Origin of the sequence: Microbacterium ureisolvens, assembly GCF_019511645.1 — a bacterium.
In the GTDB taxonomy this organism is placed as follows: domain Bacteria; phylum Actinomycetota; class Actinomycetes; order Actinomycetales; family Microbacteriaceae; genus Microbacterium; species Microbacterium ureisolvens_A.
The window spans coordinates 248,546-271,224 of record NZ_JAEUAX010000003.1; the positions used below are offsets into that span (position 1 = coordinate 248,546).

A 22,679-nucleotide genomic window follows, 5' to 3' on the forward strand; every position below is an offset into this window, starting at 1 on the left:
CCCGAGTGACAGCGATGCGCCCCGAATCCGGAACGGGACGGATGCTACGGCCCGCGGCACGGTCAACGGCCCAGGGCGTCGAGGGCGACGTTGAGCTCGACGACGTTCACGCGGGGTTCCCCGAGATAGCCGAGGTCGCGCTGCTGGATGTGCGCCTCGACCAGGGCGCGCACCTCGGACTCGTCGAGCCCGCGCGCCTCAGCGACGCGAGGCACCTGCAGCAGCGCGTACGCGGGGCTGATGTGCGGGTCGAGGCCCGAGCCCGACGCGGTCACCGCATCGGCGGGCACCTCGGACGGCTCGATGCCCTCGAGCCCCGCGATCGCAGCCTTGCGCTCCTCGATGGCCGACACGAGGTCGGGGTTCTCCGGGCCCCAGTTGGAACCGCTCGACGCCCCGCCGTCGTACCCGTCGCCGGCGGCGGAGGGACGCGACTGGAAGTACTGCGGATCGGCCGCGCCCGAGGCATCCGTGAAGGACTGCCCGATGAGCGCCGACCCGACGGGGTCGCCCCCGGCGTTGCGCACGAGCGAGCCGTTCGCCTGCCACGGCAGCGCGAGCTGGCCGATGCCGGTGACGAGCAGGGTGTAGCCGACGCCGAGGACGAGGGTGAAGACGAGCATCGCGCGGACGGTGACGCCGGCGGTGCGGACGGTGGTGCGAGTGGACACGGGGATCCTCCTTGCCGGGCTCAGAAACCCGGGATGAGGCTCACGACGAGGTCGATGAGCTTGATGCCGATGAAGGGGGCGATCACGCCGCCGAGCCCGTAGACGAGAAGGTTGCGGCTGAGGATCTGGGAGGCGCTCGCCGGGCGGTACTTCACGCCCCGCAGCGCCAGCGGGATGAGGATCACGATGATCACGGCGTTGAAGATGATGGCGCTCGTGACCGCCGACGCGGGCGACGAGAGCTGCATGACGTTCAGCGCCGCGAGGCCCGGGAACACCCCCATGAACATCGCAGGGATGATCGCGAAGTACTTCGCGATGTCGTTGGCCAGCGAGAACGTCGTCAGCGCGCCGCGCGTGATGAGCAGCTGCTTGCCGATGCGCACGATGTCGATGAGCTTGGTCGGGTCGGAGTCGAGGTCGACCATGTTGCCGGCCTCCTTGGCGGCCGACGTGCCGGTGTTCATCGCGACGCCGACGTCGGCCTGGGCGAGCGCGGGGGCGTCATTGGTGCCGTCTCCGGTCATGGCGACGAGGCTGCCGCCCTCCTGCTCCCTGCGGATCAGCGCGAGCTTGTCCTCGGGAGTCGCCTCGGCGAGGTAGTCGTCGACGCCGGCCTCCTTCGCGATCGCGGCGGCCGTGAGCGGGTTGTCGCCCGTGATCATGACCGTGCGGATGCCCATCGAGCGCAACTCGTCGAATCGCTGACGCAGCCCGTCCTTCACGATGTCCTTGAGGTGGATGACACCCAGCACGCTGCCCTCGCCGGAGCCGGCGAGCGTTGCGACGACGAGCGGCGTGCCGCCGGAGGCCGCGATGGCGTCGGTCTCACTCGTCAGCTGGGCGCGCGTCGCGGTCGGGACGTCGGATCCGGATGCCGCGAGCCACGCGATCACGGCAGACCCGGCGCCCTTGCGCACCTGCGTGCCATCGGCGAGGTCGACGCCGCTCATGCGGGTCTGAGCGGTGAAGGGGACGACGGTGGATCCGGCGGGCTCGGTGATGTGGATGCCTCGCACGGCAGCCAGCTCCACGACCGAGACGCCCTCGGGGGTGGGGTCGGCCAGCGACGCCAGCGCGGCGGCCCGCGCGAGCTCGTCGTCGACGACGCCCGGCATCGCGACGAACTCCGACGCCCGGCGGTTGCCGTACGTGATCGTGCCGGTCTTGTCGAGGAGGAGCGTCGTCACGTCGCCCGCCGCCTCGACGGCGCGGCCCGACATGGCGAGCACGTTGCGCTGCACGAGGCGGTCCATTCCGGCGATGCCGATGGCCGACAGCAGCGCGCCGATCGTCGTCGGAATGAGGCAGACCAGCAGCGCGATCAGCACCGGGATGCTCACGGGCGACGCCGGGTACGAGGCGATCGGGTTCAGGGTCAGCACGACGATGACGAAGACGATCGACAGGCTCGCGAGCAGGATGTTCAGCGCGATCTCGTTGGGCGTCTTCTGGCGCGCGGCGCCCTCGACGAGCGCGATCATCCGGTCGACGAAGGTCTCGCCCGGCTTCGACGTGATGCGCACGACGATGCGGTCCGAGAGCACGCGGGTGCCGCCGGTCACGGCCGAGCGGTCTCCGCCCGACTCTCGCACGACGGGGGCGGACTCGCCCGTGATCGCGGACTCGTCGACGGTCGCGATGCCCGCGACGATGTCGCCGTCACCGGGGATCAGCTCTCCGGCCGACACGATGACGACGTCGCCGAGCTTCAGGTCGGCCGACGCGACCTCGGCCGTCTCGGCACGCTCGGCCGCAGCATCCGTGACTGCGTCATAGGCGGTGACTCGACGGGCCATGGTCGAGGTGCGGGTCTTGCGCAGCGACGCGGCCTGCGCCTTGCCGCGGCCTTCGGCCACCGACTCGGCGAGGTTCGCGAAGAGCACCGTGAGCCACAGCCACACGGCGATGCCCCACGTGAAGCCGAACGGCACCGCCGTGCCGCCGGACTCCTCGGCCCCGCCGAGGAACGGCTCGGCGATCGCGATCACGGTGGTGAGCGCCGCTCCGACCCACACGAGGAACATGACGGGGTTGCGCCACAGCGCGGCGGGGTTGAGCTTGCGCAGCGCACCCGGGAGCGCCTGGATCAGCTGCGACCAGCTGAAGGCCCGTGAGGACGGCCTGGTGGGCTTGCGATCGACCGTGCCCGCGACGGGCTGCTGAGTCGGCTCGGGAATGAGGGTGGAGGTGGACATGGTTCAGACGAGCCCTTCCGCCAGGGGACCCAGCGTGAGAACGGGGAAGTACGTGAGTGCGGTGATGACGACCGCGACGACGGCGAGCAGGCCGACGAACTGCGGGCGGTAGGTGGGCAGGGTGCCGGCGGTCGTGGGCACCGGCGACTGCGCGGCGAGCGACCCCGCCAGCGCGAGCACCAGCGCGATCGGGATGAAACGGCCGAGCAGCATCGCCACGCCCAGCGCCGTGTTGAGCCACGGCGTGTTCGCGGTGAGGCCGGCGAACGCGGAGCCGTTGTTGTTGGCGGCGGAGGTGAAGGCGTAGAGCACTTCGCCGAGGCCGTGAACGCCGGGATTCCAGATCGAGGTGGACTCCACGTCGGACCGGATCGCCGGGATGCCGAAGCTCAGCGCCGTGCCCGCGAGCACGAGGGCGGGGGTGACGAGGATGTACAGACTCGCGAGCTTGATCTGCGTCGGCCCGATCTTCTTGCCGAGGTACTCGGGCGTGCGGCCGACGAGGAGGCCCCCGACGAACACGGCGATGACGGCGAGCACGAGCATGCCGTACAGGCCGGAGCCGACGCCGCCGGGCGCGATCTCGCCGAGCATCATGTTGATCATCGGGATCATGCCGCCCAGCGCCGTGTACGAGTCGTGCATGGAGTTCACCGCTCCGGTGGACGTGAGGGTCGTCGCGCCGGCGAAGAGCGTCGAGCCCCAGATGCCGTAGCGCACCTCCTTGCCCTCCATCGCTGCGCCGGCCAGCTGAGGCGCCGTGCCGAGGCCGAGCGACTCCAGCCATGTCACAGCGGTGATCGACACGAGGGCGATCGTGCTCATGACGGCGAGGATCGCGTAGCCCTGACGGTCGTCGCCCACCATGCGGCCGAAGGCGCGCGGCAGCGCCACCGGAATCGCGAGCAGCAGCAGGATCTCGAGCACGTTCGACCAGGGCGTGGGGTTCTCGAACGGATGGGCGGAGTTCGCGTTGAAGAATCCGCCGCCGTTGGTGCCCAGCTCCTTGATGGCCTCCTGCGAGGCGACCGGGCCGCCCGGCAGCAGCTGGGTCCCGCCTGACACCGTTCCGATCTCCACGAACCCGTTGAGGTTCTGCACGACGCCGGCGATGATCAGCGCGATCGCGGCGAGGACCGACAGGGGCAGCAGCAGCCGCGTGACACCGCGGGTGAGGTCGACCCAGAAGTTGCCGATGGTGGCGGATCCGCGGCGCGCGAAGCCGCGCACGAGGGCGACCGCGACGGCGATGCCGACCGCCGCCGACACGAAGTTCTGAACTGCGAGCCCCGCCAGCTGCACGGTGTAGCCCATGGTCAGCTCGGGGGAGTACGACTGCCAGTTCGTGTTCGTCACGAACGACACGGCGGTGTTGAACGCGAGGCCCTCGGGCACGGCAGGCAGGCCCAGCGAGTACGGCAGCACGGCCTGGAAGCGCTGCAGCGCGTAGACGAACAGCACGCCGACGAGCGAGAACGCCAGCACACTGCGCAGGTACGCCTGCCACGTCTGCTCTGAGCGTGGGTCGACGCCGACGAGGCGGTAGCCGACGCGCTCGACGCGCCAGTCCTTATCGGAGGTGTAGATGTGGGCGATCCAGTCGCCGAGCGGGCGGTACAGCAGCGCGAGGATCAGCACGACCGTCGCGATCTGCAGGAGGCCCGCCCACGGGGTGAAGGCATCCATCAGAACTTCTCCGGCTTCACGAGGGCGACGACGAGGTAGACGATCGCGGCGAGGCCGAGGACGGCCCCGATGAGGGAGAAGACGATCACAGCTTCTCCACCGCCTTGGCGACGAGTCCGACGAGCGCGAACAGCGCGAGCGTCACGGCGAGGTAGATGACATCGAGCACAGGGACTCCCGGTAGGTGCGTTGAGGTGCGGCTCCGATGCAACTCCGCCGCGGACGCGGCAGCCGCGGTCCTCACGGAATCCGAACGCTCTTCCAGCCGACGCTCACGGGACGCTGACGCGTGCGCGACGGCATTGACATGACACCAGCGTGATGTCACTCTGACGTCATGCAGATCGCGACGCACGTCGAAGAGTTCCAGCGCCAGCTGGCGGCGGCTGCCACCCCGGAGGCGGCGGAGGTCGCCGCGAGGCTCGCGACGGTGCTCGAACCCGCGGCGCGGCTCGCGATCCTCGAGGCACTGTCCGAAGCGGCGGGCGAGATCACGCGTGAGCTCGCGCCCGGGTCCGTCGACCTGCGCCTGCGCGGGCGCGAGGTCGACTTCGTCGTCGCCCGCCCCGAGGCGGAGCCTGCCACCGAGGCCGCGTCCCACCCGAGCGGTCCCGTCGCGCTCGCCGGCGCAGCATCCGATGATCCGGACGACGCCACCGCGCGCACGACCCTGCGCCTGCCCGACTCGCTCAAGGCGCGGGCCGAGGCGGCGGCGGCCGCCGAGGGGCTCTCGCTCAACACGTGGCTCGTGCGCGCCGTCGCGGCCGCGGTCGAGCCCGCCCCTCCGGCGGCTCGCGGCTCGAGCTCCGCGTACACCGGCTGGGTGCGCTGATGCCGACATTCCCGGCGCCGGGGCCTCTGGCGGTGCGGGTCGAGCTGCAGATGGGCCGCATCGATGTCGTCGCCGAGCGCCGACGCGACCTTTCCGTCGACGTAGCCCCCGCCAACCCGCATCGCGCGGGGGACCGCAGCGCGGCCGAGGCCGTACGGGTGACGCAGGCCGGCGCCGACCTGCGCATCGTGGGTCCGGTGCGGTTCAATCTGTTCGGCTCGGGCGACTCGGTCGATGTCTCGGTGCGGATCCCCACCGGCTCGGACGTGTCGCTGGCCCTCAAGTACGGGTCGATCCGCGTCGCGGGCGCCGTCGGCACGGCGCGCATCGCGCTGGACTACGGCGACGCGACCCTAGAGCGCACCGGCCGTGCAGACCTCGGGCTCGGGCACGGCGAGCTGCGTGTCGAGCACGTGCGCGGCGACGCCGACGTCGACATCAAATCGGGCCGTGCTCGCATCGGCATCGTCGACGGGGCGCTGCGCCTCAAAGGATCGGACGCCGGCATCGACGTCGGCTCGGTCTCGGGCGCGGCCGACATCGCGACGTCGAGCGGTGTCGTGCACGTGGGCGATCCCGGCCCCGCCCTCACCGTCCGCTCGGCCTATGGCCCCGTCCGTATCGGCGACCTCAACGGCGGCACCGCGCGGGTCGAGGCGTCGTACGGCGCCGTGGACCTCGGCATCCGCTCGGGCACGGCGGCGTGGCTCGATGTGTCGAGCCGGCACGGCATCGTGCGGAACGAGCTCGCTGCCGCCGCCGGCCCGATCGGGGGCGAGGCATCGGTCGAACTCTACGCGCGCGCGGGGTACGGCGACATCACTGTGCACCGCACGCACCCGGTCGCGGGCGCGGACTGACGGCGACGGGTCACGCCCGGGCGGTGGCGTCCTCGAAGGCGACCCACGCGAGCATCGCGCACTTCACGCGCGCGGTGAACTTCGAGACGCCGGAGAGTGCGGCGGCGTCGCCGAAGACCTCTTCGTCGAGCGCGATCTCGCCCCGCGAGCGCAGCGCCTCGCGGAAGCCCTCGATGAGAGCGGATGCCTCGGCCCGCGGCATCCGTCCCTCCTCCTCGACCAGTGCGGCGAGCATCGATGCGGATGCCTGCGAGATGGAGCAGCCGGCGCCGTCCCAGGTGACCTCGTCGATGGTCGTGCCGTCGTCGGAGAGGCGCACGCGGAGGGTGATCTCGTCGCCGCAGATCGGGTTGCGCTGGAACGAGGTCGCGACCCGGGCGCCGTCGGCATCGCCCTCGGTGCCGAGCCCCTTGCCGTGCGGGCGCTTGGAGTGGTCGAGGATGAGCTCCTGGTAGAGCGATTCGAGGCCGCTCATGCGCCGGCCCCGAAGAACGCGCGCACGCCCGACAGCGCGTCGAGGAACACGTCGACGTCGTCCGCCGTGTTGTACAGCGACGACGAGGCGCGCACCGATGCGGTGAGCCCGAAGCGGCGGTGCAGCGGCTGCGCGCAGTGGTGCCCGACCCGCACGGCAACGCCTCGGGCGTCGAGGAACTGTCCGACGTCGTGCGCGTGCACACCGTCGACGTCGAACGCCCAGAGTCCGACGCGCTCGGCACCCGGTGCGTCGCCGAGCAGGCGCACGCCCGGGATCGACCGCAGGCCCTCGCCCATCCGGGCCTCGAGCGCCTTCTCGTGCCCGTGCACGGCGCCCATGCCGACGCCGTCGAGGTAGCGGACGGCGGCCGCGAGCCCGATCGCCTGCGACACGGGTTGCGTGCCGGCCTCGAACCGCTGGGGCGGCGGCAGGTACGCGGCTTCGTCGAGGGTCACGGTGGTGATCATCGAGCCGCCGGTGAGGAAGGGCGGCAGCGCCTCGAGCACGTCGGCGCGGCCGTAGAGGCCTCCGACGCCGTAGGGCCCGAGCATCTTGTGCCCCGAGAAGACCGCGAGGTCGACGCCGAGCGCCGGGAGGTCGAGCGGCAGGTGGGGCGCGGACTGGCACGCGTCGAGCACGGTCACCGCGCCGACGTCGTGCGCCAGGGCGACGAGTTCGGCGACGGGGTTCACGATGCCCAGCACGTTGGACACGTGCGTGAAGGCGACGATCCGCGTGCGCTCGCCGACGAGGGTGGCGGCAGCATCCGTGTCGAGAGTGCCGTCGTCGTTCACGGGGATGTGGCGCAGCACCGCGCCGGTGCGGGCGGCCAGCTCCTGCCAGGGGATGAGGTTGGCGTGATGCTCGGTCTCGGTGATGACGATCTCGTCGCCCGGCTGCAGCGCGAAGCGTGCACTCGCTGGGGCGCCCCGGCCGAGGCTCGCGTTGCCGATGGCGTACGCCACGAGGTTGAGGCCGGCGGTGGCGCCGCTCGTCCACACCAGCTGCTCGGGGCGCGCGCCGACGAAGCCTGCGACGGTGGCCCGGGCGTCTTCGAACAGCTCGGTGGCCTCGGCGGCGAGGGTGTGCGCGCCACGGTGCACGGCGGAGTTCGCCCGCGTGAGGAAGTCGACCTCGGCGTCGATGACCGCCTGCGGCTTCTGGCTCGTGGCCCCCGAATCGAGGTAGACCAGGCGCTCGCCGTTCACGCGCTGCCCGAGGATGGAGAAGTCGGCGCGCAGGGCGGCAGCGTCGAGGGGCGCAGTCGACGAGGGTGCGGGTGCGGAGGAACTCACCATTCAAGGCTACGCGGGATGCCGCCACCCGGGGTGGGCGTTCGGGGTTCGCGCATCCGGCGCCCGGCGTCAGGGTTTCGTGGGGATCGTCGGCTCGGCGGCGTCCGCGTTCTCGGGCGGACCTGCCGGCCGGATCGCGCGGCGGCCCACCCGATGCACCTCGGGGGCCGTGGCGCGTCCGGCGCGGTCGTCGCCGGGCAGCGCGCGCGAGCGGCGCCCGTAGATGAGCTCCGACGAGTCCAGCAGCCATGGCACGAGCGTGATCGAGACGCCGTGCACGAGCATGAGCTGCTGCGCGATGCGGCGCGCGCGCCGGTTGTGCAGGATCGACTCCCACCAGTGGCCGACGATGTACTGCGGCAGGTACACGGTGACCACGGCAGAGCCGTGCTCCTCGCGGTACTTCTTGACGAACTCCGCGATCGGGCTCGCGTACATGCGGTACGGCGACTCGATGATCTTGAGCGGGATCGGCATGCGGTGCTCCCGCCACTCCGCCTCGAGGGCTGCGGCATCCTCTTTGGTCACCGACACGTGCACGGCGAACGTCTTGTCGTGCTTGGCCGCGAGGGCGTAGTCGACGGCCTTCACGACGGGCTTCTGCAGCTTGTTGACGAGGATGAGGGCGACGTCGCCCGTCGAGCCGAAGTGGATGTGGTCGTCCATCGCGATCTCGTGGTCGACGTCGCGGTAGTAGCGGTGCACGCCGACCATGAGGAACGACAGCACCGGGATCGCGAGGAAGACGAGCCACGCGCCGTGCGTGAACTTCGTGATGGTCACGATGATGAGCACGGATGCCGTCATCGTGGCGCCCAGCGAATTGATGACGAGCCCCTTGCGCAGACCGAACAGCTCGGTGCGGGTGGAAGCGCTGCGGCGCGCATCGGCCGGCAGATCGCGGATGCCCCGGATCCCCCGCATCCAATGCCGGATCATGCCGATCTGGCCGATCGTGAACGAGACGAAAACGCCGATGATGTACAGCTGGATGAGGTTCGTCAGGTTCGCCTGGTAGACGATCAGCACGCCGATGGCGACGAGGCCCAGGATGATCATGCCGTTGGAGTACACCAGCCGGTCACCACGGGTGTTGAGCGCCTTCGGGGCGTAGCCGTCGCGCGCGAGCACCGAGCCGAGCAGGGGGAATCCGTTGAAGGCCGTGTTGGCGGCGAGCAGCAGCACCACCGCGGTCGCCGCCTGGATGATGAAGAACGGGATCGAGTTCATGCCGAACACGGCCGCCGACACCTGGGCCATGAGGCTGGGCTGAGGCTGGGAGCAGTCGAAGCCGATGAGGTCGCACGGGTTCTCCGCGTAGTGCACGCCGGAGACCAGCGCGATCGCGGTGAGCCCGGCGAAGAGCAGGATCGCGATGCCGCCCATCATCGCGAGCGTGGTCTGGGCGTTGCGCACCTTCGGCTGGCGGAACGCCTGCACGCCGTTGGAGACGGCCTCGACGCCCGTGAGGGCGGAACAGCCGCTCGAGAACGCGCGCAGCACGAGGAGGATCACGGCCGCCTGAGTGAGGCTCTGGGTCTCGACCGCGTACTGCGCGCTGGAGGCCACCGGCGGGTTGCCGGTGACGATCTGGAACAGACCGACGACGATCATGAGGCCGACCGAGCCGATGAAGATGTACGTCGGGATCGCGAATGCGCTCGACGCCTCGCGTACACCGCGCAGGTTGACGACGACGATGAGGATGACGAAGCCCACCGCCAGCTCGACGCGCCAGGGGTTGAGGCCTGGCAGCGCCGAGATGATGTTGTCGACACCGGACGCTACCGAGACGGCGACGGTGAGCACGTAGTCGACGAGGAGCGCCGACGCCACGATCACACCGGGGATCTCGCCGAGGTTCTTGCGGGCCACCTCGTAGTCGCCGCCGCCCGACGGGTACGCCTTGATGAGCTGGCGGTAGCTGATCACCACGACGGTCAGGAGCACGATGACCGCGGCGGCCACCCACGGAGCGAAGGCGAGGAATGCCAGGCCGCCCGTGAGCAGGATGAGCAGCAGCTCCTGCGGCGCGTACGCGACCGACGACAGCGCGTCGGAGGCGAAGATCGGCAGTGCCCGCTTCTTCGGGAGCAGGTGCTCGTCGGAGTCGGTGGACGCGAGCGGGTCCCCGAGGATGAGGCGCTTGGCGATGGGGGGCTCATCCACCGACTGCTCGCGGCTTTCGTTCGTCACGGCCCGTAAGGCTACTCGCGAGGACAACGTGAGGACGCATCCAGACCGCCATCCTCACGAAATCCATACGGCGCCTCTCTGGGACACTCTTACCGTGGACGAGCAGATCATCCTCGGTGTGCTCGCGATCACCCTGGGGCTGGTCGTGGGGGTGCTGCTGTTCGTCCCGTTCGTCGCGCTCAGCTACCGCCGGAGGGGCGGATTCGGCGTCGGGCGGTTCGTCATCTGGGGCGCCGCGCTCGTGTACGCGATGGCGATCTGGACCTACACGCTCCTTCCCCTTCCCGACCCCGACACGATCGCGTGCGCGGGGGTGAACGTCGATGTGACGGCGATCGCCGACGACGTGCGAGGGGCGATCGTGCGCCGAGGCGGCGCCTTCGCGGCGGACCCCGCGGTGCGGCAGCTGCTGCTCAATGTCCTGCTCTTCGTGCCGCTCGGCTTCTTCCTCCGCGTGCTGGGCGGCCGCGGTGCTCTCACGGCGCTCGTCGCGGGCGTCGCGCTGTCGGGTTTCGTCGAGGTCACCCAGCTCACCGGCGTGTGGGGCCTCTACCCGTGCGCCTACCGCGTGTTCGACGTCGACGACCTGCTCACGAACACCCTGGGCGCGGTCCTCGGCTCGCTGCTCGGGCTCGCCGTGCCGCGACGGTACCGCGGGTCGCCGCGGCTTCCCGACGCGGACCAGCCGCAGCCGGTCACGCGCGGCCGGCGCCTGCTCGGCATGCTGTGCGACGCGCTCGCCGCCTGGGTGCTGAGCCTCACCGTCGTCGTTGCGGTGCAGCTCGTGCTCTATCTCCTCGGCGCCGACGCGGCGGTGCGCGACGGCACGGCGGCGAGCCTCATCGGCTCCGCCGTGCCGATCGTCGTGTGGCTCGGGGTGACGCTTGCGACCGGCGCCACGGTCGGCGACCACGCCGTGCAGCTGCGCTTCACCGGCGGACCGCTCCCCGTCGGGCTCGCGCGGTTCCTGCGATTCGCGACCGGCATCGGCGGCTACCTGATGCTCAACGCGCTCCCGGGCGCCTGGACCTTCGTCGCCTCCGTGTTCGCGGTCGTGTCGATCGTGCTCGCCCTCACGACCGCCGGGCGTCGCGGCCTCCCGGGGCTGGCGTCGGGTCAGCGGCTCACCGATGCGAGGGAGCTGGAGGAACCGGATGCTGCGCCCCCGGGTTCCCGCCGCGTCCCGTGAAGCGCGGTCTCGCCGGGGTCGTGGAAGCCCGGCGTCCGCGCTGAGACCGGGGGCGTGGTCGTCGGTCTCAACCCGATTCCCGGGTCTCAGCGAGTTCGGCGGCGGGGGGACTGCGCAGGCGAGGGGCCGGGAGTAGAATCCCGGCTGATCACCGCCTGGGGTCGTCGCTGGTGACGAACGCGGAGATCGGGGGTGCGATATGGCTACCAGACTGCCCTCATCGGGATCCATGCCGGAGGGACAGCAGCCGGGCTGCGACACGTCGGGTCTGATCCTCGTGCACAGGATCTTCCGCTGGCTGTATCGCGAGCTGCCGGAGCTCGTGCGCGGCGTGCCGCCCGGTGACGTCGAGCGCGCCGCCGTCGTCGGCCGTTACGCGCACCTCGACTTCTACGCGCTGCACATGCACCACCACACGGAGGACGTGGCGCTGTGGGACAAGCTGGTCTCGCGTGATCCGGGATGCGCGCTGCACGTCGATCAGATGCGTGCGCAGCACGCCGAGGTCGCCGCCCAGCTCGACCGGATCGAGCCGCAGCTCGAGCCCTGGCTCCGCACCGCCGACGCCGGGCTCCGCGATGCGTTCGCCCGCGACATCGAGCATCTCCGCGACACCCTCATCGTGCACCTCGGGCAGGAGGAGGATGACATCCTCCCGGTGGCCGGTGCCGTCCTCTCCCAGCAGGAGTGGGACTGGATGGAGGAGCACACGCGCGCGGAGCTCATGGCGCACCGGAAGGAGCTCGGCAAGGACATCATGTCGCTCCAGCTCGGCCTGATCCTCGCGAGCGTGCCCGAAGCCGAGCGCGACGAGTGGATGCGCGCGAACCTCCCCGCGCCGATCCGGCTGCTGTACCTGCTGCTCATGAAGCGCCAGTACGACCGGGCGATGCGGGAGCTGTACCCCGACCGCCCGGTGCCGGCGATGGTGTGACGGCCATGTGGCGACGAGTGACGCTCGACGTGCACCTCGACCACCCGCCCGCGCGGGTGTTCCGGTACTTCGCCGACCCCGGGACGTGGCCCGACTGGGCACCGGCGGTCGAGATGCGGCGACAGGTCGGCGACGGGCCATCGAGCGTCGGCAGCCGCTGGTCGGCGGTCGACCGCATCATCGGCCCGTTCCGCGTGCGCTTCGAGGACGTGCTCGAGGTCGTCGAGCCGGAGGAGCGTGTCGTGTGGCACTCCACGTCGCCGTGGAACTCGCGTGTCGAGTACGCCTGCGCGCCCGAGGGCGGCGGCACCCGCGTGCGCGCCGACTACGGGGGCGACGTCGCGGGATGGCTCCGACTGGTCGCGCTGCTGCCGACGTTCGTGCTGGCCCGCATCCTCATGCGCGACTTCGTCGGCCTCCAGCGTCTGCTGGACGCCGAAGACGCCCGAGCGCACGCCGGATCCGCCTGACCGATCGCGGTCGGCGGCAGACGAGGCCGGACGAGACGGATGCTGCGGCCCGCAGCATCCGTCTGCCGTCTACGCCGTCGGCTCGGCGAGGAACTCGCGCGCGGCGACCACGAGCGCCTCGACCCCGCGGCTCAGCGTGGGCTGGAGCACCGGTGCGAAGAACGGCGAGTGGTTGGTGGGGATGTCGCGTTCGACCGTGCCCGCCGACGACGCCTCGGCGAACTTCTGGGGGTCGACGCCGCCCCAGAACCAGAACACGAGCGGCACGCCGGCCTCGCGGGCGAACCACGAGACGTCCTCGCTGCCGGTGAACATGCCGGGGTCGATGACAGTCCCCTCGCCGAACGCCGCGTCGAACGCGAGGACCAGGCGCGCCGTCGCGTGCACGTCGTTGATCGTCGGGGGGAGCGTGTGGTCGGTGACGATGACCGGCGGCTCCTCTGCGCCCGAGGCCTGCGCCTCGGCGCGCACGATGCGCTCGACCTTCTCGAGCACGCGGGCGCGGGCCTCGTCGTCGGGGTAGCGCAGGCTCAGCTCGAGCTTCGCCTCGGCCGGGATGATGTTGTTCTTGAGGCCCGCGTGGATCGAGCCGACGGTGACGACCGCGACGTCGCGCGGGTCGACCTCGCGCGACACGATCGTCTGCAGGCGCATGACCGTGGCCGCCGCCATGACGACGGGGTCGATCGTGGCCTGGGGGCGGGAGCCGTGGCCGCCGCGACCCAGCAGGGTGACCGTGATGCCGTCGGAGGCCGCCATCTGCGTGCCGCTGCGCACGCCGATGGTGCCGGCGGGGAGCGGGGTGACGTGCTGGCCGAGCACGATGTCGGGCTTCGGGAAGCGGTCGAGCACGCCGTCGGCGATCATCGCCTGCGAGCCCGCGCCGTACTCCTCGGCGGGCTGGAAGACGGCGACGATCGTGCCCGACCACTCGTCCTTCGTGGCGACCAGGCGCTCGAGGGCTCCGAGGAGCGCCGTGACGTGCATGTCGTGGCCGCAGGCGTGCATCACGGGCACGTCGTTGCCGGCGGGATCGGTGCCCCGCGCCGTGCTCGCGTACTCGAGACCGGTCTGCTCGGGAACGGGAAGGGCGTCCATGTCGGCCCGCAGCCACACGACCGGTCCCTCGCCGTTGCGGATCACCCCGGCGATGCCGGTCTTTCCGATCCCCTCCTCGAACTCGATGCCGAGCCCGGTCAGGTGCTGTGTGATCACCCCCGCCGTGCGGGTCTCCTGGAAGGACAGCTCCGGATGCCGGTGCAGATCGACGTAGATCGCTTCGAGGTCGAGGGTCATGCGGTCGAGCCTAACGGGGGACCTCCGCGCCCGTCCTACTGGGGAAGGCGGGCGGTCGAGCCCCGAACGATCAGGTCGAAGGGCAGCTCGCCCGGCCGGTGCGTGGGGATCTCGGCATCCGTCGACTCCAGCGCTTCGAGGATCGCGTCGGCCGCGCGCTCGCCCTGGCCGAGGGGGAACTGGTCCACCGTGGTGAGACGGAAGAACTCGCCGAGCTCGTGGCCGTCGATGCCGATGACGGAGAGGTCCTCGGGTACCCGGTAGCCGAGTTCGCGGGCGGCCAGCAGCGCCCCGATCGCCATCTCGTCGGATGCCGCGAAGATCGCCGTCGGCCGGCTGCCGGGCTTGCCCAGCAGCTGCTTGGCCGCGCGGAAGCCGCCCTCGATGGTGAAGTCGGCGGGCTCGAACAGCGACGGGCTGACCTCGATGCCGGCGTCGGCCAGCGCCTGCTCGAAGCCCTGCCGGCGCTGCGTGGGGATGTGGAAGTCGATGTCGAACTCGGGGCTCGCGCCGATGTGCGCGATCCGTCGGTGGCCGAGCGCGAGCAGGTGCTCGGTGGCCAGGCGCGCGACGGCGACGTCGTCCACCGTGAGGGTCGTGAGCAGTGGGTTGGGCCCGCCGATCGCGATCACCGGCAGGTCGAGCTCGACGAGGCGCTCCGTCTCCTCCTGGCCGAGCTCGAGCGAGATCGCGATGACCCCGTCCACGCGCTGGCGCCTGAGGAACGTGTCGAACACGTCGTGGCGCTCGGCGCGGTCGGCGGTGAGGCTGTAGAGCGTGATGTCGTACCCGCGGCGCATCAGCGCCGACGCGATGCCGCTCAGCACGGTGGAGAAGAACCAGCGGTCGAGGAAGGGCACCAGCACGCCGATGTTGCGCGTGCGCCCCGAGGCCAGGCTCGATGCCGACGCCGAAACGACGTAGCCGAGGCTCTTGGCGGCCTCCTCGACCTTCGCCTTCGCGCCGGCCGACACATGGCCGCGCCCGCTCAGCGCGCGCGAGACGGTCGCGGTCGAGACGCCCGCCGCGCGGGCGACCTCGTCGATGCTGACCACGTCGTCACCGTACCTTCTCGTAGACCGGCGCGGCTGTCAGGCGGTCTCGAGCCAGACCGTCGTGTCGCCCGGGAGCTCGCCGTCCGAGATCGGACCGCTCGACGCGATCACGATACCGTCCGCAAGCGCGAGAGGGGTGGAGCCGGTGTTCGCGATGACGGTGACATTCCCGTTGCGGAATGCCACAGCCTCAGGGCCGTAGCCGTCGATCCACTCGAGCGAACCGGCGCCGAGCGCGCGGGCGCGGCGCTCCGCGAGAAGGGTCCGGTAGAGCTCGAGCGTCGATCCCTCGACGCCCGTCTGCGCGTCGCGCGCCAGCGTCGCCCACTCCGCGGGCTGGGGCAGCCACGACGCCCCCGACTCGTTGAAGCCGTAAGCCGGAGCCTCCGCGTTCCACGGGATCGGCACGCGGCAGCCGTCGCGGCCGTAGCGCTCGCCGTTCGTGCGGAACCAGGTCGGGTCCTGACGGGCGTCGCCCGGGATGTCGATGACCTCGGGAAGGCCGAGCTCCTCGCCCTGGTAGAGGTACGCCGAGCCGGGGAGCGCAAGCATAAGGGTCGTGGCGGCGCGGGCGCGAGCGAGTCCCACCTCGCGGATCGGCTGACCCGGCGAGTCCGGGCCGATGCCGTGACCCTGCGGGTTCTCGGCGGTCAGCGCGAGGCGCGACGCGTGGCGCACCACGTCGTGGTTGGACAGCACCCACGTCGAGGGCGCACCGACGCCGGGGAACGCGTCGAGCGACACGTCGATGACCTCGCGGAGGTCGGCGGCGTTCCACTTCGTCTCGAGATACGGGAAGTTGAACGCCTGGTGCATCTCGTCGTGGCGCACCCACTCGGCCGTGCGCGCGGCGGTGGGCAGCCACGCCTCGGCGGCGAGGGCGCGGTGGCCCTCGTACTCCTCGAGGATCTTGCGCCAGTCCCGGTACACCTCGTGCACGGCGTCCTGGCCCCAGTACGGGACGTTCTCCGCTTCCCCGCCCATGGAGCCGGCCTCCGGGTTCGGGATGTAGTCCGGAAGACCCTCGGCCTTCACCAGGCCGTGGGCGACGTCGACGCGGAACCCGTCGACGCCCCGGTCGAGCCAGAAGCGCAGGATGCGGCGGAACTCCTCGCGCACCTGGGCGTTCGACCAGTCGAAGTCGGGCTGCGACGAGTCGAACAGGTGCAGGTACCACTGGCCGGGCTTGCCGTCGGCCTCGACGACGCGCGTCCACGCCGGGCCGCCGAAGACGGACTCCCAGTTGTTCGGCGGCAGCTCGCCGTTCTCGCCCTTTCCGTCGCGGAACATGTACCGCGCGCGCTCGGCGCTGTGCGGCGCCGCCGCGAGCGCCTGCTGGAACCACTCGTGCTGGGCGGATGAGTGGTTCGGAACGAGATCGACGATGACACGGATGCCGCGGGCATGCGCTGCGGCGAGCATGTCGTCGAAGTCGGCCAGGGTGCCGAAGAGCGGGTCGACGTCGCAGTAGTCGCTCACGTCGTAGCCGGCGTCCTTCTGGGGTGAGCGCTGGAACGGGCTCAGCCAGATCGCGTCGATGCCGAGATGCGCGAGGTCGTCGAGGTGCGAGGTGATGCCCGGGAGGTCGCCGATGCCGTCGCCCGATGCGTCCGCGAAGGAGCGCGGGTAGATCTGGTAGATGACGGCGGTGCGCCACCACTCGTCGCCTATGGGGGCGAGGAACGCGTCCGTGCGCTCGAGCGTCTCGGGGGAAGTCATCCGGCCAGCATACTGCAAGCGCTTACACTCCTTCGTAACGAATGACACACAAGGCCCGGGCGTAGGGTTGGCGGGTGCTGTCCGAAGCCCTCACGCGCGCCGAATCCCTCATCCGCACGATCCCCGACTATCCGGAACCGGGCGTGCAGTTCCGTGACATCACGCCTCTGCTGGCGGATGCCCGAGCTCTCCGCACCGTCATCCACGCGATGATCGCCCCGTTCGAGGGGTCCTTCGACGTCGTCGCCGGGGTCGAGGCGCGCGGGTTCCTGCTCGCGGGCGCCGTGGCGATGGAGGCCGGAGTCGGCCTGGTGCCGATCCGCAAAGCCGGCAAGCTGCCTCTGCCCGCGGCATCCGTCACCTACTCGCTCGAATACGGCACCGCCACGATCGAGGCGCACGACGACATCGCGCAGGGCACCCGGGTGCTGCTGGTCGACGACGTGCTCGCCACGGGAGGCACGCTCGTCGCGGCGCACGAGCTCGTGCACACGCTGGGCGGCATGGTCGTGGGCACGGCGGTGCTCATGGAGCTGACGGCGCTCGGCGGCCGCGAGGTCGTCGGCGACGTGCACACGGTGTTCACCGCCTGACGTCGCCCCCTCCGTCGGCATCTGCGGTCACCCGTCGGAGCGAGGTGCCGGGAGCGTGTCCTGCGGACCGGTGCGCGGCGTGAAGTGCGGGATCGGCTCCGGTCGCTCGGCGCGCGGCTGGGGCGATGACTCGGGCGGAGTCGGGCGCGTCGCGTCGCCCTCGAACGCCCTGACGGGATCCGTGCGGCTCATGTGCTGCGGGAAGCGCCGGCCCGTCACGGTGTTCGCGACGACCTTCATGACGAAGAACTTCGCCGTCGGACTCCACGATGCGAGATGCCGGACCCCGCTGTCGCGGATCTCCTCGTCGCGGGTGACGCGCTCCGCCTTGCCGCGGATGACGACGCTCCAATAGTGGTCTTCGTCATCCGCACCGTCGACCTCGAAGGCCACCATCGGGTGCTGCGCGATGTGGAGAAGCTTCGCATCGCGGGCCGTGCGGATGTACAGCGCTCCCTCGTGGGCGACGTAGTTGACGGGAAAGATGTCGGGGGCGCCGTCGGCGTTGTCGACGGCGAGGCGCCCGAGTTCGGCAGTCTGCAGGTACATCCAGCATGCGGAGGCGTCGAGGCGCTCCACGGCCGGATTGCGGCCCGCCGGGGAAGAGTCGTTCATCGCGCATCACCGTCCTTCCCTTCGGGTGTACCTCAGTGCGAACGAGATGTGAAGGGGCGGAAGGCCACGCCTTCCCGAGACCTTCCGACCGGACCGCGACCGGAAGCGTGCGGCTGCGGAGTATCGGGCCATTGCAATCCTGTTTCACAACGTGAATTCCCGGCGACGACCTGGTCGACCGGCTGGCGCTCGCGCGAATGCCCCTCTATCGTCGATCCACCGCAACGGAGCGCACGCGAGCGAGTCGGATCCGCACAGCCACGGACCAGGCGCACCCGGAGGAGCGGGTGTCGCGCATCCGGGGAACTGCCAGTGTCCGACGAGGAGGCGGAGGCAGTGCGCGAGCGCCCTCTGCCGGAGGACGGCGGCGGGCACCCGGAGACCGGATACCGGGGCCCCGTCGCCGTGAAGACGATGGCGCGCCGCGAGGCGATGACGCCGAGAGGGTTCGGAGGGCGGGCGCGTCAGATCGCGCCGACGCCCAGGTTGATGGGGCTGCCCTCGATGTTGCCGACGATGCCGCGGATGATGCCGGCGCCGTCGGCGCCGCGCAGGCTCTCGTACCAGGCGGCCGTCGCGTCGGGGTCGTAGCCGTGGGTCTCGTCGCCGCGCTTTCGCGCGCGCAAGACGAGGTCCCCGGCACGCTCGGTGCGGCTGCGTTCGTAGCGTCGGAGCGTGTCTTCGACGCTCACGGTGTTGGTCGCGACGGCGATCGCGAGGGCGAAGGTGTCTTCCAGCGCCGAGCAGGCGCCCTGGCCGATGTCGGGCGCGGTGTTGTGTGCGGCGTCGCCGAGGATCGCGACGCGGCCGCGTGCCCACGTGTGGAACGGGTCGATGTCCCAGATCTCGACGCGGTTGAGCGACACCTCCGGATCGATGGCGCCGAGGAGCGCCTGAACACCCGGCGCCCAGCCCCCGAACGCCGCGACGAGGGGTGCGGTGCCGTAGCTGCGGTCATACGGAAGGCCGGCCGGCTGCGGCACGTCGAACCAGAAGTAGAAGCGGTCGCCCTCGATGGGCATGACGGCGGCGCGCTTGCCCTCGGCGACGTAGGTGGTCCACTGGTCGGCGGGGCCGATGCGCGGGTCGGCGGGGATGAGCCCGTTGAAGTTGGTGTATCCCGAGTAGGTGCGCTCGATGCGAGGGGTGTCGCCGCCGTCGCGGGTGACGTGGTCGCGCGTGATCGACCGGGCGCCGTCGGCGCCGATGAGCATGTCGGCGGTGTCGGTCGAGCCGTCGGCGAAGGTCGCCGTGACGGTGTGGCCGTCGTCCGAGACGGCGACCATCTGCATGCCGAGATGAATGCGCTCCATGCCGAACGTGCGCATCAGCAGCGCCTGCAGGTCGGCACGCGCCACCGGGTACGGACGCTGGCCGGTCTGCCGTGTGACGGGCTCGAGACTGAAGCGGCACAGCTGCTCGCCGGTGTGCCCGTCAAGGTAGGCCATGTGGTCCATCCGGCCGCCGAGCGCCGCGACCTCGCGGCCGAGGCCGAGCCAGTTGAGCACCTTGACCCCGTTCGACCACAGCGACAGCGCCGCGCCGACCGGCCTGTTCTCACGCATCTTGTCGTAGATGACGACGTCGTGACCGAGGTTCTTGAGGGCGATGCCGGCGCTCGTGCCGCCGACGCCGGCCCCGATGATCATGATCTTCACGCGTCAGCTCCCTCGTCGTCCTGGTGGCCGTCGTGGATCGCGGCGTGCAGCCGCAGCAGGGCGATCTCGGCGAGCTGGCCGGTCGCCTCGGCGGCCTCGGTCTCGTCGTCGGTCCGGAGGCGGCGCTCGAGCTCCGCGAGCATCTCCTCCGCAGAGCGGCCCGCCGCGCGGATCAGGAACACCCGCCCGAACCGCGCCTCGTAGGCTGCGTTGCCCGCGGCGATCCGTCCGGCGACATCGGCGGCGGCATCCGTCATCGACGCCTGTTCGCGACGGGATGCCGCAGCCTCTGCGCCCGCGCCCGCGGGCTTCTCGCCGATCCGGGGGTGGTGCGCGAGAGCGGCGTCGAGGTCGGCGCGCGTCCACCCGGCGGCGAGGTCCGCGGCGCGGGAGGCCAGCTCGTCGACCGAGCTGTACGGTCGCCCCGCGACGACGGCGTCGACCCACGCGGGGATCGCCGCCCACACCGCCACGAGCGCGCGGGCGGAAGCCGTGTCCAGTTCGTTGAACTCTTCGATTCTCACGTCGATCCCCTCGCTCCGGAGGCTACCGGTGTGTCGTGCGTGGGGGGTTTCGACGTTGTGACGAGCGTGTGACCATCGCCGCGAGTCGGCTCCGGACCGCTCGATTCACACCAGCGAAACGGGGAGGCATCGCTTCGGGAACACATGTGGAGGATGCTGGCGCCACGAGCAGAAGGAGTTCCGATGACCGAGGTGAGCACCCGCCGAGGCGCGAGCGGCCGCATCCGCGCGGCGCAGGCGTGGATCGAGGGAGCGTTCCGGCCCGCCGACATCGAGTTCGAGCACGGCGTCATCACCGGCATCTCCACACCGGGTTCGGGGATACGCGGCACGACGATCGTGCCCGACGACGCGGTCCTGCTCCCGGGGCTCGTCGACTCGCACGTGCACGTGAACGAGCCGGGCCGCACCGAGTGGGAGGGCTTCCGCTCGGCGACCCTCGCGGCGGCCGCCGGCGGCATCACGACGATCGTCGACATGCCCCTCAACTCCGTGCCGCCGACCACGACCGTCCAAGCCCTCGAGATCAAGCGGGCCGCCGCTGCGGCATCCGCTCACGTCGATGTCGGGTTCTGGGGCGGTGCGGTGCCCGAGAACCTCGGCTCGCTGCGCCCGCTGCACGAGGCCGGTGTGTACGGGTTCAAGTGCTTCCTCTCGCCGTCGGGGGTGGACGAGTTCGGGCACCTCGACCGCGCGCAGCTCGCCGCCGCGATGGAGGAGATCGCCGCGCTCGGCTCGCGCCTGATCGTGCATGCCGAAGACCCGGCGCTGTTGCACGACTCTCCCACCACCGGCGGCGCGCTCGGGCCCCAGTACGGCGCGTTCCTTGCGAGCCGCCCGGCCGCGAGCGAGGCCTCGGCGATCGACGCCGTCATCGCCGAGGCGCGTCGCACCGGGGCGCGTGCCCACATCCTCCACCTGAGCGACGCCCACTCGCTCCCGGCCATCCGCGCGGCCAAGGCCGAGGGCGTCGCGCTGACCGTCGAGACGTGCCCGCACTACCTGACCATCGCCGCGGAGGAGATCCCCGACGGCGCCGCGGAGTTCAAGTGCTGCCCGCCGATTCGCGAGGCGTCCAACCGCGACCTCCTCTGGGAGGGAGTCGTCGACGGCGCGATCGACGCGATCGTGAGCGACCACTCCCCGTCGACCGTCGACCTGAAGCGGTCGGGCGGCGGCGACTTCGGGCTCGCGTGGGGTGGCATCGCCGGGCTGCAGGTGGGTCTCTCCGCCGTATGGACCGAGGCGCGTCACCGCGGCATCCCCTTCGAGCGGATCCTGCCGCTGTACACGACCGGGCCTGCCGCGGTGGCGGGACTCGAGGGTGCGGGGGAGATCACCGTGGGGGCCCCCGCGCACCTCACCGTCTTCGGTGTCGACGATCCCTTCGAGATCCACGCCGAAGAGCTCCTCCACAAGAACCCGATCACGGCCTACGACCGCCGCGTGCTCACCGGGCGCGTGCGGCGCACGTGGCTGTACGGCAGAACGGTCTACGACGTCACCGAGGGCGGTCCCGGCGAGGCGCCGCGCTTGCGCGGTCACCCGGGCGGCAGGCTGCTGCGCGCGGAGTGGGCCACGGGCAGGAGATGACGTGCGCTCCGAGGACGCGACGCAGCCGCTTCCCGGCGTGATCAGGAGAGATCAGGCGTCCCCGCCCGGACCGCTTCGATGACCTCGGCGATCTCGTCGAGATGCACGCGCATGGCGGCCTCCGCCGCGTCGCCGTCGTGCGCCGCGAGTGCGCGCAGGATCCGCCCGTGCCCGGCGGACGACAGCCGGCGTCCGTGGTCCTCCAGATGCGAGTACACACGTGCCTCCACGGTCCAGGCGACGGTCAGCTCGCTCAGCGACGCCAGCAGCGCATTCCGCGTCGCGCGGGCCACCTCGACGTGGAAGGCGACGTCCAGGCGGACCGATTCATCCGCGTCGGGAGCCGCCGCGGCCTGGCGCAGCAGCTCGGTCAGCGCGGCGATCTCGTCCGCCTGGATCCGCCCCGCCGCGAGCCGGGCGATCTGCGGCTCGACGACGGTGCGCAGCTCTGCCGAGTCGTGGAACCGGGCGGCATCCTGTTCGAGGTGCGCCGTGAAGGTGCTGGTCAGAGGCAGGTTCGCCGACACACGCGTGTCGCGGCCCTGCCGCCGGTCGAGCAGCCCGAGCAGCTCGAGGCGCAGCAGCGCCTCGCGCAGGGCGTTGCGCGAGACCCCGAGCTCCGCGGCGAGAGTGCGTTCCGGGGCGAGCCGTTCGCCGGGCGCGAGCACCCCGGTGACGATGAGACGCTGCAGATGACGAACGACGTCGTCGGCGACCGACCCGCCCTCCCGGGCGAGCGGACCGAGCTGCAGGCGGTCGGTCACGATTGCCCTCCAGACGGGCCACAGGCGGTGTGGACGCAGCGCGACCCCTCGGC

Annotated in this window: 22 protein-coding genes; 7 read left to right on the forward strand and 15 right to left on the reverse strand. The window is 71.2% G+C overall.

Features of this window, described 5'->3' with window-relative positions:
- Positions 1–62 precede the first annotated feature (62 nt).
- The 5 genes from kdpC to JNB61_RS07720 all read right to left on the reverse strand — a co-directional run bounded on the left by kdpC (position 63) and on the right by JNB61_RS07720 (position 4,799).
- Positions 63–623: a potassium-transporting ATPase subunit KdpC gene (gene kdpC, locus JNB61_RS07700; RefSeq protein WP_220339333.1), complete on the reverse strand. Its 561-nt coding sequence runs from the start codon at positions 621–623 to the stop codon at positions 63–65.
- A gap of 68 nt (positions 624–691) precedes the next feature.
- Positions 692–2,869 carry a potassium-transporting ATPase subunit KdpB gene (gene kdpB / locus JNB61_RS07705; protein WP_220339251.1) on the reverse strand — a complete coding sequence of 726 codons (2,178 nt, stop codon included), beginning with the start codon at positions 2,867–2,869 and terminating at the stop codon, positions 692–694.
- Positions 2,870–2,872: 3 nt separating this feature from the next.
- The gene (gene kdpA / locus JNB61_RS07710; RefSeq protein ID WP_220339252.1) at positions 2,873–4,555 is read right to left on the reverse strand and encodes a potassium-transporting ATPase subunit KdpA; all 1,683 of its coding nucleotides are present in this window, start codon (positions 4,553–4,555) and stop codon (positions 2,873–2,875) included.
- Complete coding sequence (locus tag JNB61_RS07715) at positions 4,555–4,644, reverse strand: potassium-transporting ATPase subunit F (protein WP_220339253.1); 90 nt, start codon at positions 4,642–4,644, stop codon at positions 4,555–4,557. Before JNB61_RS07715 ends, kdpA begins: the two co-directional genes overlap by 1 nt.
- A complete protein-coding gene (locus JNB61_RS07720) occupies positions 4,641–4,799 on the reverse strand; it encodes a hypothetical protein (RefSeq protein WP_159847973.1) in 159 nt (52 codons plus the stop codon). Before JNB61_RS07720 ends, JNB61_RS07715 begins: the two co-directional genes overlap by 4 nt.
- Positions 4,800–4,892: 93 nt before the next feature.
- On the opposite strand from JNB61_RS07720, the gene JNB61_RS07725 reads away from it, so the two are divergent.
- Positions 4,893–5,387 (forward strand): toxin-antitoxin system HicB family antitoxin, encoded by a 495-nt coding sequence (locus tag JNB61_RS07725; RefSeq protein WP_220288995.1) that lies wholly within the window; start codon positions 4,893–4,895, stop codon positions 5,385–5,387.
- The gene (locus JNB61_RS07730; RefSeq protein WP_220288996.1) at positions 5,387–6,247 is read left to right on the forward strand and encodes a DUF4097 family beta strand repeat-containing protein; all 861 of its coding nucleotides are present in this window, start codon (positions 5,387–5,389) and stop codon (positions 6,245–6,247) included. The genes JNB61_RS07725 and JNB61_RS07730 overlap by 1 nt, the downstream gene beginning before the upstream one ends.
- Positions 6,248–6,257: 10 nt before the next feature.
- Here JNB61_RS07730 and sufU read toward each other — a convergent pair whose 3' ends face one another.
- The 3 genes from sufU to JNB61_RS07745 all read right to left on the reverse strand — a co-directional run bounded on the left by sufU (position 6,258) and on the right by JNB61_RS07745 (position 10,216).
- On the reverse strand, positions 6,258–6,722 hold the full coding sequence (gene sufU, locus JNB61_RS07735) for a Fe-S cluster assembly sulfur transfer protein SufU (protein ID WP_159847967.1): 465 nt from the start codon (positions 6,720–6,722) through the stop codon (positions 6,258–6,260).
- Positions 6,719–8,020 carry a SufS family cysteine desulfurase gene (locus tag JNB61_RS07740; RefSeq protein WP_308291221.1) on the reverse strand — a complete coding sequence of 434 codons (1,302 nt, stop codon included), beginning with the start codon at positions 8,018–8,020 and terminating at the stop codon, positions 6,719–6,721. Before JNB61_RS07740 ends, sufU begins: the two co-directional genes overlap by 4 nt.
- Before the next feature lie 69 nt (positions 8,021–8,089).
- A complete protein-coding gene (locus JNB61_RS07745; RefSeq protein WP_308291222.1) occupies positions 8,090–10,216 on the reverse strand; it encodes an APC family permease in 2,127 nt (708 codons plus the stop codon).
- A 94-nt stretch (positions 10,217–10,310) separates the two neighbouring features.
- On the opposite strand from JNB61_RS07745, the gene JNB61_RS07750 reads away from it, so the two are divergent.
- From JNB61_RS07750 to JNB61_RS07760, 3 genes are all read left to right on the forward strand, one after another.
- On the forward strand, positions 10,311–11,405 hold the full coding sequence (locus tag JNB61_RS07750) for a VanZ family protein (RefSeq protein ID WP_220288998.1): 1,095 nt from the start codon (positions 10,311–10,313) through the stop codon (positions 11,403–11,405).
- A 199-nt stretch (positions 11,406–11,604) separates the two neighbouring features.
- Positions 11,605–12,339 (forward strand): hemerythrin domain-containing protein, encoded by a 735-nt coding sequence (locus tag JNB61_RS07755; protein WP_220288999.1) that lies wholly within the window; start codon positions 11,605–11,607, stop codon positions 12,337–12,339.
- A gap of 5 nt (positions 12,340–12,344) precedes the next feature.
- On the forward strand, positions 12,345–12,809 hold the full coding sequence (locus JNB61_RS07760; RefSeq protein ID WP_220339255.1) for an SRPBCC family protein: 465 nt from the start codon (positions 12,345–12,347) through the stop codon (positions 12,807–12,809).
- Positions 12,810–12,878: 69 nt separating this feature from the next.
- Here JNB61_RS07760 and JNB61_RS07765 read toward each other — a convergent pair whose 3' ends face one another.
- From JNB61_RS07765 to JNB61_RS07775, 3 genes are read right to left on the reverse strand one after another with little or no spacing between them, the layout of a single operon-like run.
- Positions 12,879–14,105 (reverse strand): amidohydrolase, encoded by a 1,227-nt coding sequence (locus JNB61_RS07765; RefSeq protein ID WP_220289001.1) that lies wholly within the window; start codon positions 14,103–14,105, stop codon positions 12,879–12,881.
- A 35-nt stretch (positions 14,106–14,140) separates the two neighbouring features.
- Entirely contained in the window at positions 14,141–15,160 is a 1,020-nt protein-coding gene (locus JNB61_RS07770; protein WP_159847952.1) for a LacI family DNA-binding transcriptional regulator, read from the reverse strand.
- 36 nt (positions 15,161–15,196) lie between these two features.
- A complete protein-coding gene (locus tag JNB61_RS07775) occupies positions 15,197–16,879 on the reverse strand; it encodes a glycoside hydrolase family 13 protein (RefSeq protein ID WP_220339256.1) in 1,683 nt (560 codons plus the stop codon).
- A gap of 74 nt (positions 16,880–16,953) precedes the next feature.
- On the opposite strand from JNB61_RS07775, the gene JNB61_RS07780 reads away from it, so the two are divergent.
- Positions 16,954–17,472: an adenine phosphoribosyltransferase gene (locus JNB61_RS07780; RefSeq protein WP_159847946.1), complete on the forward strand. Its 519-nt coding sequence runs from the start codon at positions 16,954–16,956 to the stop codon at positions 17,470–17,472.
- Positions 17,473–17,499: 27 nt separating this feature from the next.
- Here JNB61_RS07780 and JNB61_RS07785 read toward each other — a convergent pair whose 3' ends face one another.
- The 3 genes from JNB61_RS07785 to uraD all read right to left on the reverse strand — a co-directional run bounded on the left by JNB61_RS07785 (position 17,500) and on the right by uraD (position 20,269).
- Entirely contained in the window at positions 17,500–18,087 is a 588-nt protein-coding gene (locus JNB61_RS07785; protein ID WP_220289003.1) for a pyridoxamine 5'-phosphate oxidase family protein, read from the reverse strand.
- A gap of 464 nt (positions 18,088–18,551) precedes the next feature.
- Positions 18,552–19,736, reverse strand: a complete 1,185-nt coding sequence (hpxO, locus tag JNB61_RS07790) for an FAD-dependent urate hydroxylase HpxO (RefSeq protein ID WP_222855275.1) — start codon at positions 19,734–19,736, stop codon at positions 18,552–18,554.
- Between the two features lie 5 nt (positions 19,737–19,741).
- Positions 19,742–20,269, reverse strand: coding sequence for a 2-oxo-4-hydroxy-4-carboxy-5-ureidoimidazoline decarboxylase (gene uraD, locus JNB61_RS07795; protein WP_220339258.1), 528 nt, complete (start codon positions 20,267–20,269; stop codon positions 19,742–19,744).
- A gap of 183 nt (positions 20,270–20,452) precedes the next feature.
- On the opposite strand from uraD, the gene allB reads away from it, so the two are divergent.
- Positions 20,453–21,862 carry an allantoinase AllB gene (gene allB, locus JNB61_RS07800; protein WP_220339259.1) on the forward strand — a complete coding sequence of 470 codons (1,410 nt, stop codon included), beginning with the start codon at positions 20,453–20,455 and terminating at the stop codon, positions 21,860–21,862.
- A 41-nt stretch (positions 21,863–21,903) separates the two neighbouring features.
- Here allB and JNB61_RS07805 read toward each other — a convergent pair whose 3' ends face one another.
- Positions 21,904–22,626 (reverse strand): FadR/GntR family transcriptional regulator, encoded by a 723-nt coding sequence (locus JNB61_RS07805; protein WP_220339260.1) that lies wholly within the window; start codon positions 22,624–22,626, stop codon positions 21,904–21,906.
- Between the last annotated feature and the right edge of the window lie 53 nt (positions 22,627–22,679).

Excerpts from the sequence above, each read along its gene's own strand:
- JNB61_RS07755 (WP_220288999.1), top strand. The coding sequence starts at position 11,605 with ATGGCTACCAGACTGCCCTCATCGGGATCCATGCCGGAGGGACAGCAG.
- JNB61_RS07760 (WP_220339255.1), top strand. The coding sequence starts at position 12,345 with ATGTGGCGACGAGTGACGCTCGACGTGCACCTCGACCACCCGCCCGCG.
- kdpB (WP_220339251.1), bottom strand. The coding sequence starts at position 2,869 with ATGTCCACCTCCACCCTCATTCCCGAGCCGACTCAGCAGCCCGTCGCG.
- JNB61_RS07775 (WP_220339256.1), bottom strand. The coding sequence starts at position 16,879 with ATGACTTCCCCCGAGACGCTCGAGCGCACGGACGCGTTCCTCGCCCCC.
- JNB61_RS07765 (WP_220289001.1), bottom strand. The coding sequence starts at position 14,105 with ATGACCCTCGACCTCGAAGCGATCTACGTCGATCTGCACCGGCATCCG.
- allB (WP_220339259.1), top strand. The coding sequence starts at position 20,453 with ATGACCGAGGTGAGCACCCGCCGAGGCGCGAGCGGCCGCATCCGCGCG.
- hpxO (WP_222855275.1), bottom strand. The coding sequence starts at position 19,736 with ATGATCATCGGGGCCGGCGTCGGCGGCACGAGCGCCGGCATCGCCCTC.
- kdpA (WP_220339252.1), bottom strand. The coding sequence starts at position 4,555 with ATGGATGCCTTCACCCCGTGGGCGGGCCTCCTGCAGATCGCGACGGTC.
- JNB61_RS07785 (WP_220289003.1), bottom strand. The coding sequence starts at position 18,087 with ATGAACGACTCTTCCCCGGCGGGCCGCAATCCGGCCGTGGAGCGCCTC.
- sufU (WP_159847967.1), bottom strand. The coding sequence starts at position 6,722 with ATGAGCGGCCTCGAATCGCTCTACCAGGAGCTCATCCTCGACCACTCC.
- JNB61_RS07730 (WP_220288996.1), top strand. The coding sequence starts at position 5,387 with ATGCCGACATTCCCGGCGCCGGGGCCTCTGGCGGTGCGGGTCGAGCTG.
- kdpC (WP_220339333.1), bottom strand. The coding sequence starts at position 623 with ATGCTCGTCTTCACCCTCGTCCTCGGCGTCGGCTACACCCTGCTCGTC.
- JNB61_RS07725 (WP_220288995.1), top strand. The coding sequence starts at position 4,893 with ATGCAGATCGCGACGCACGTCGAAGAGTTCCAGCGCCAGCTGGCGGCG.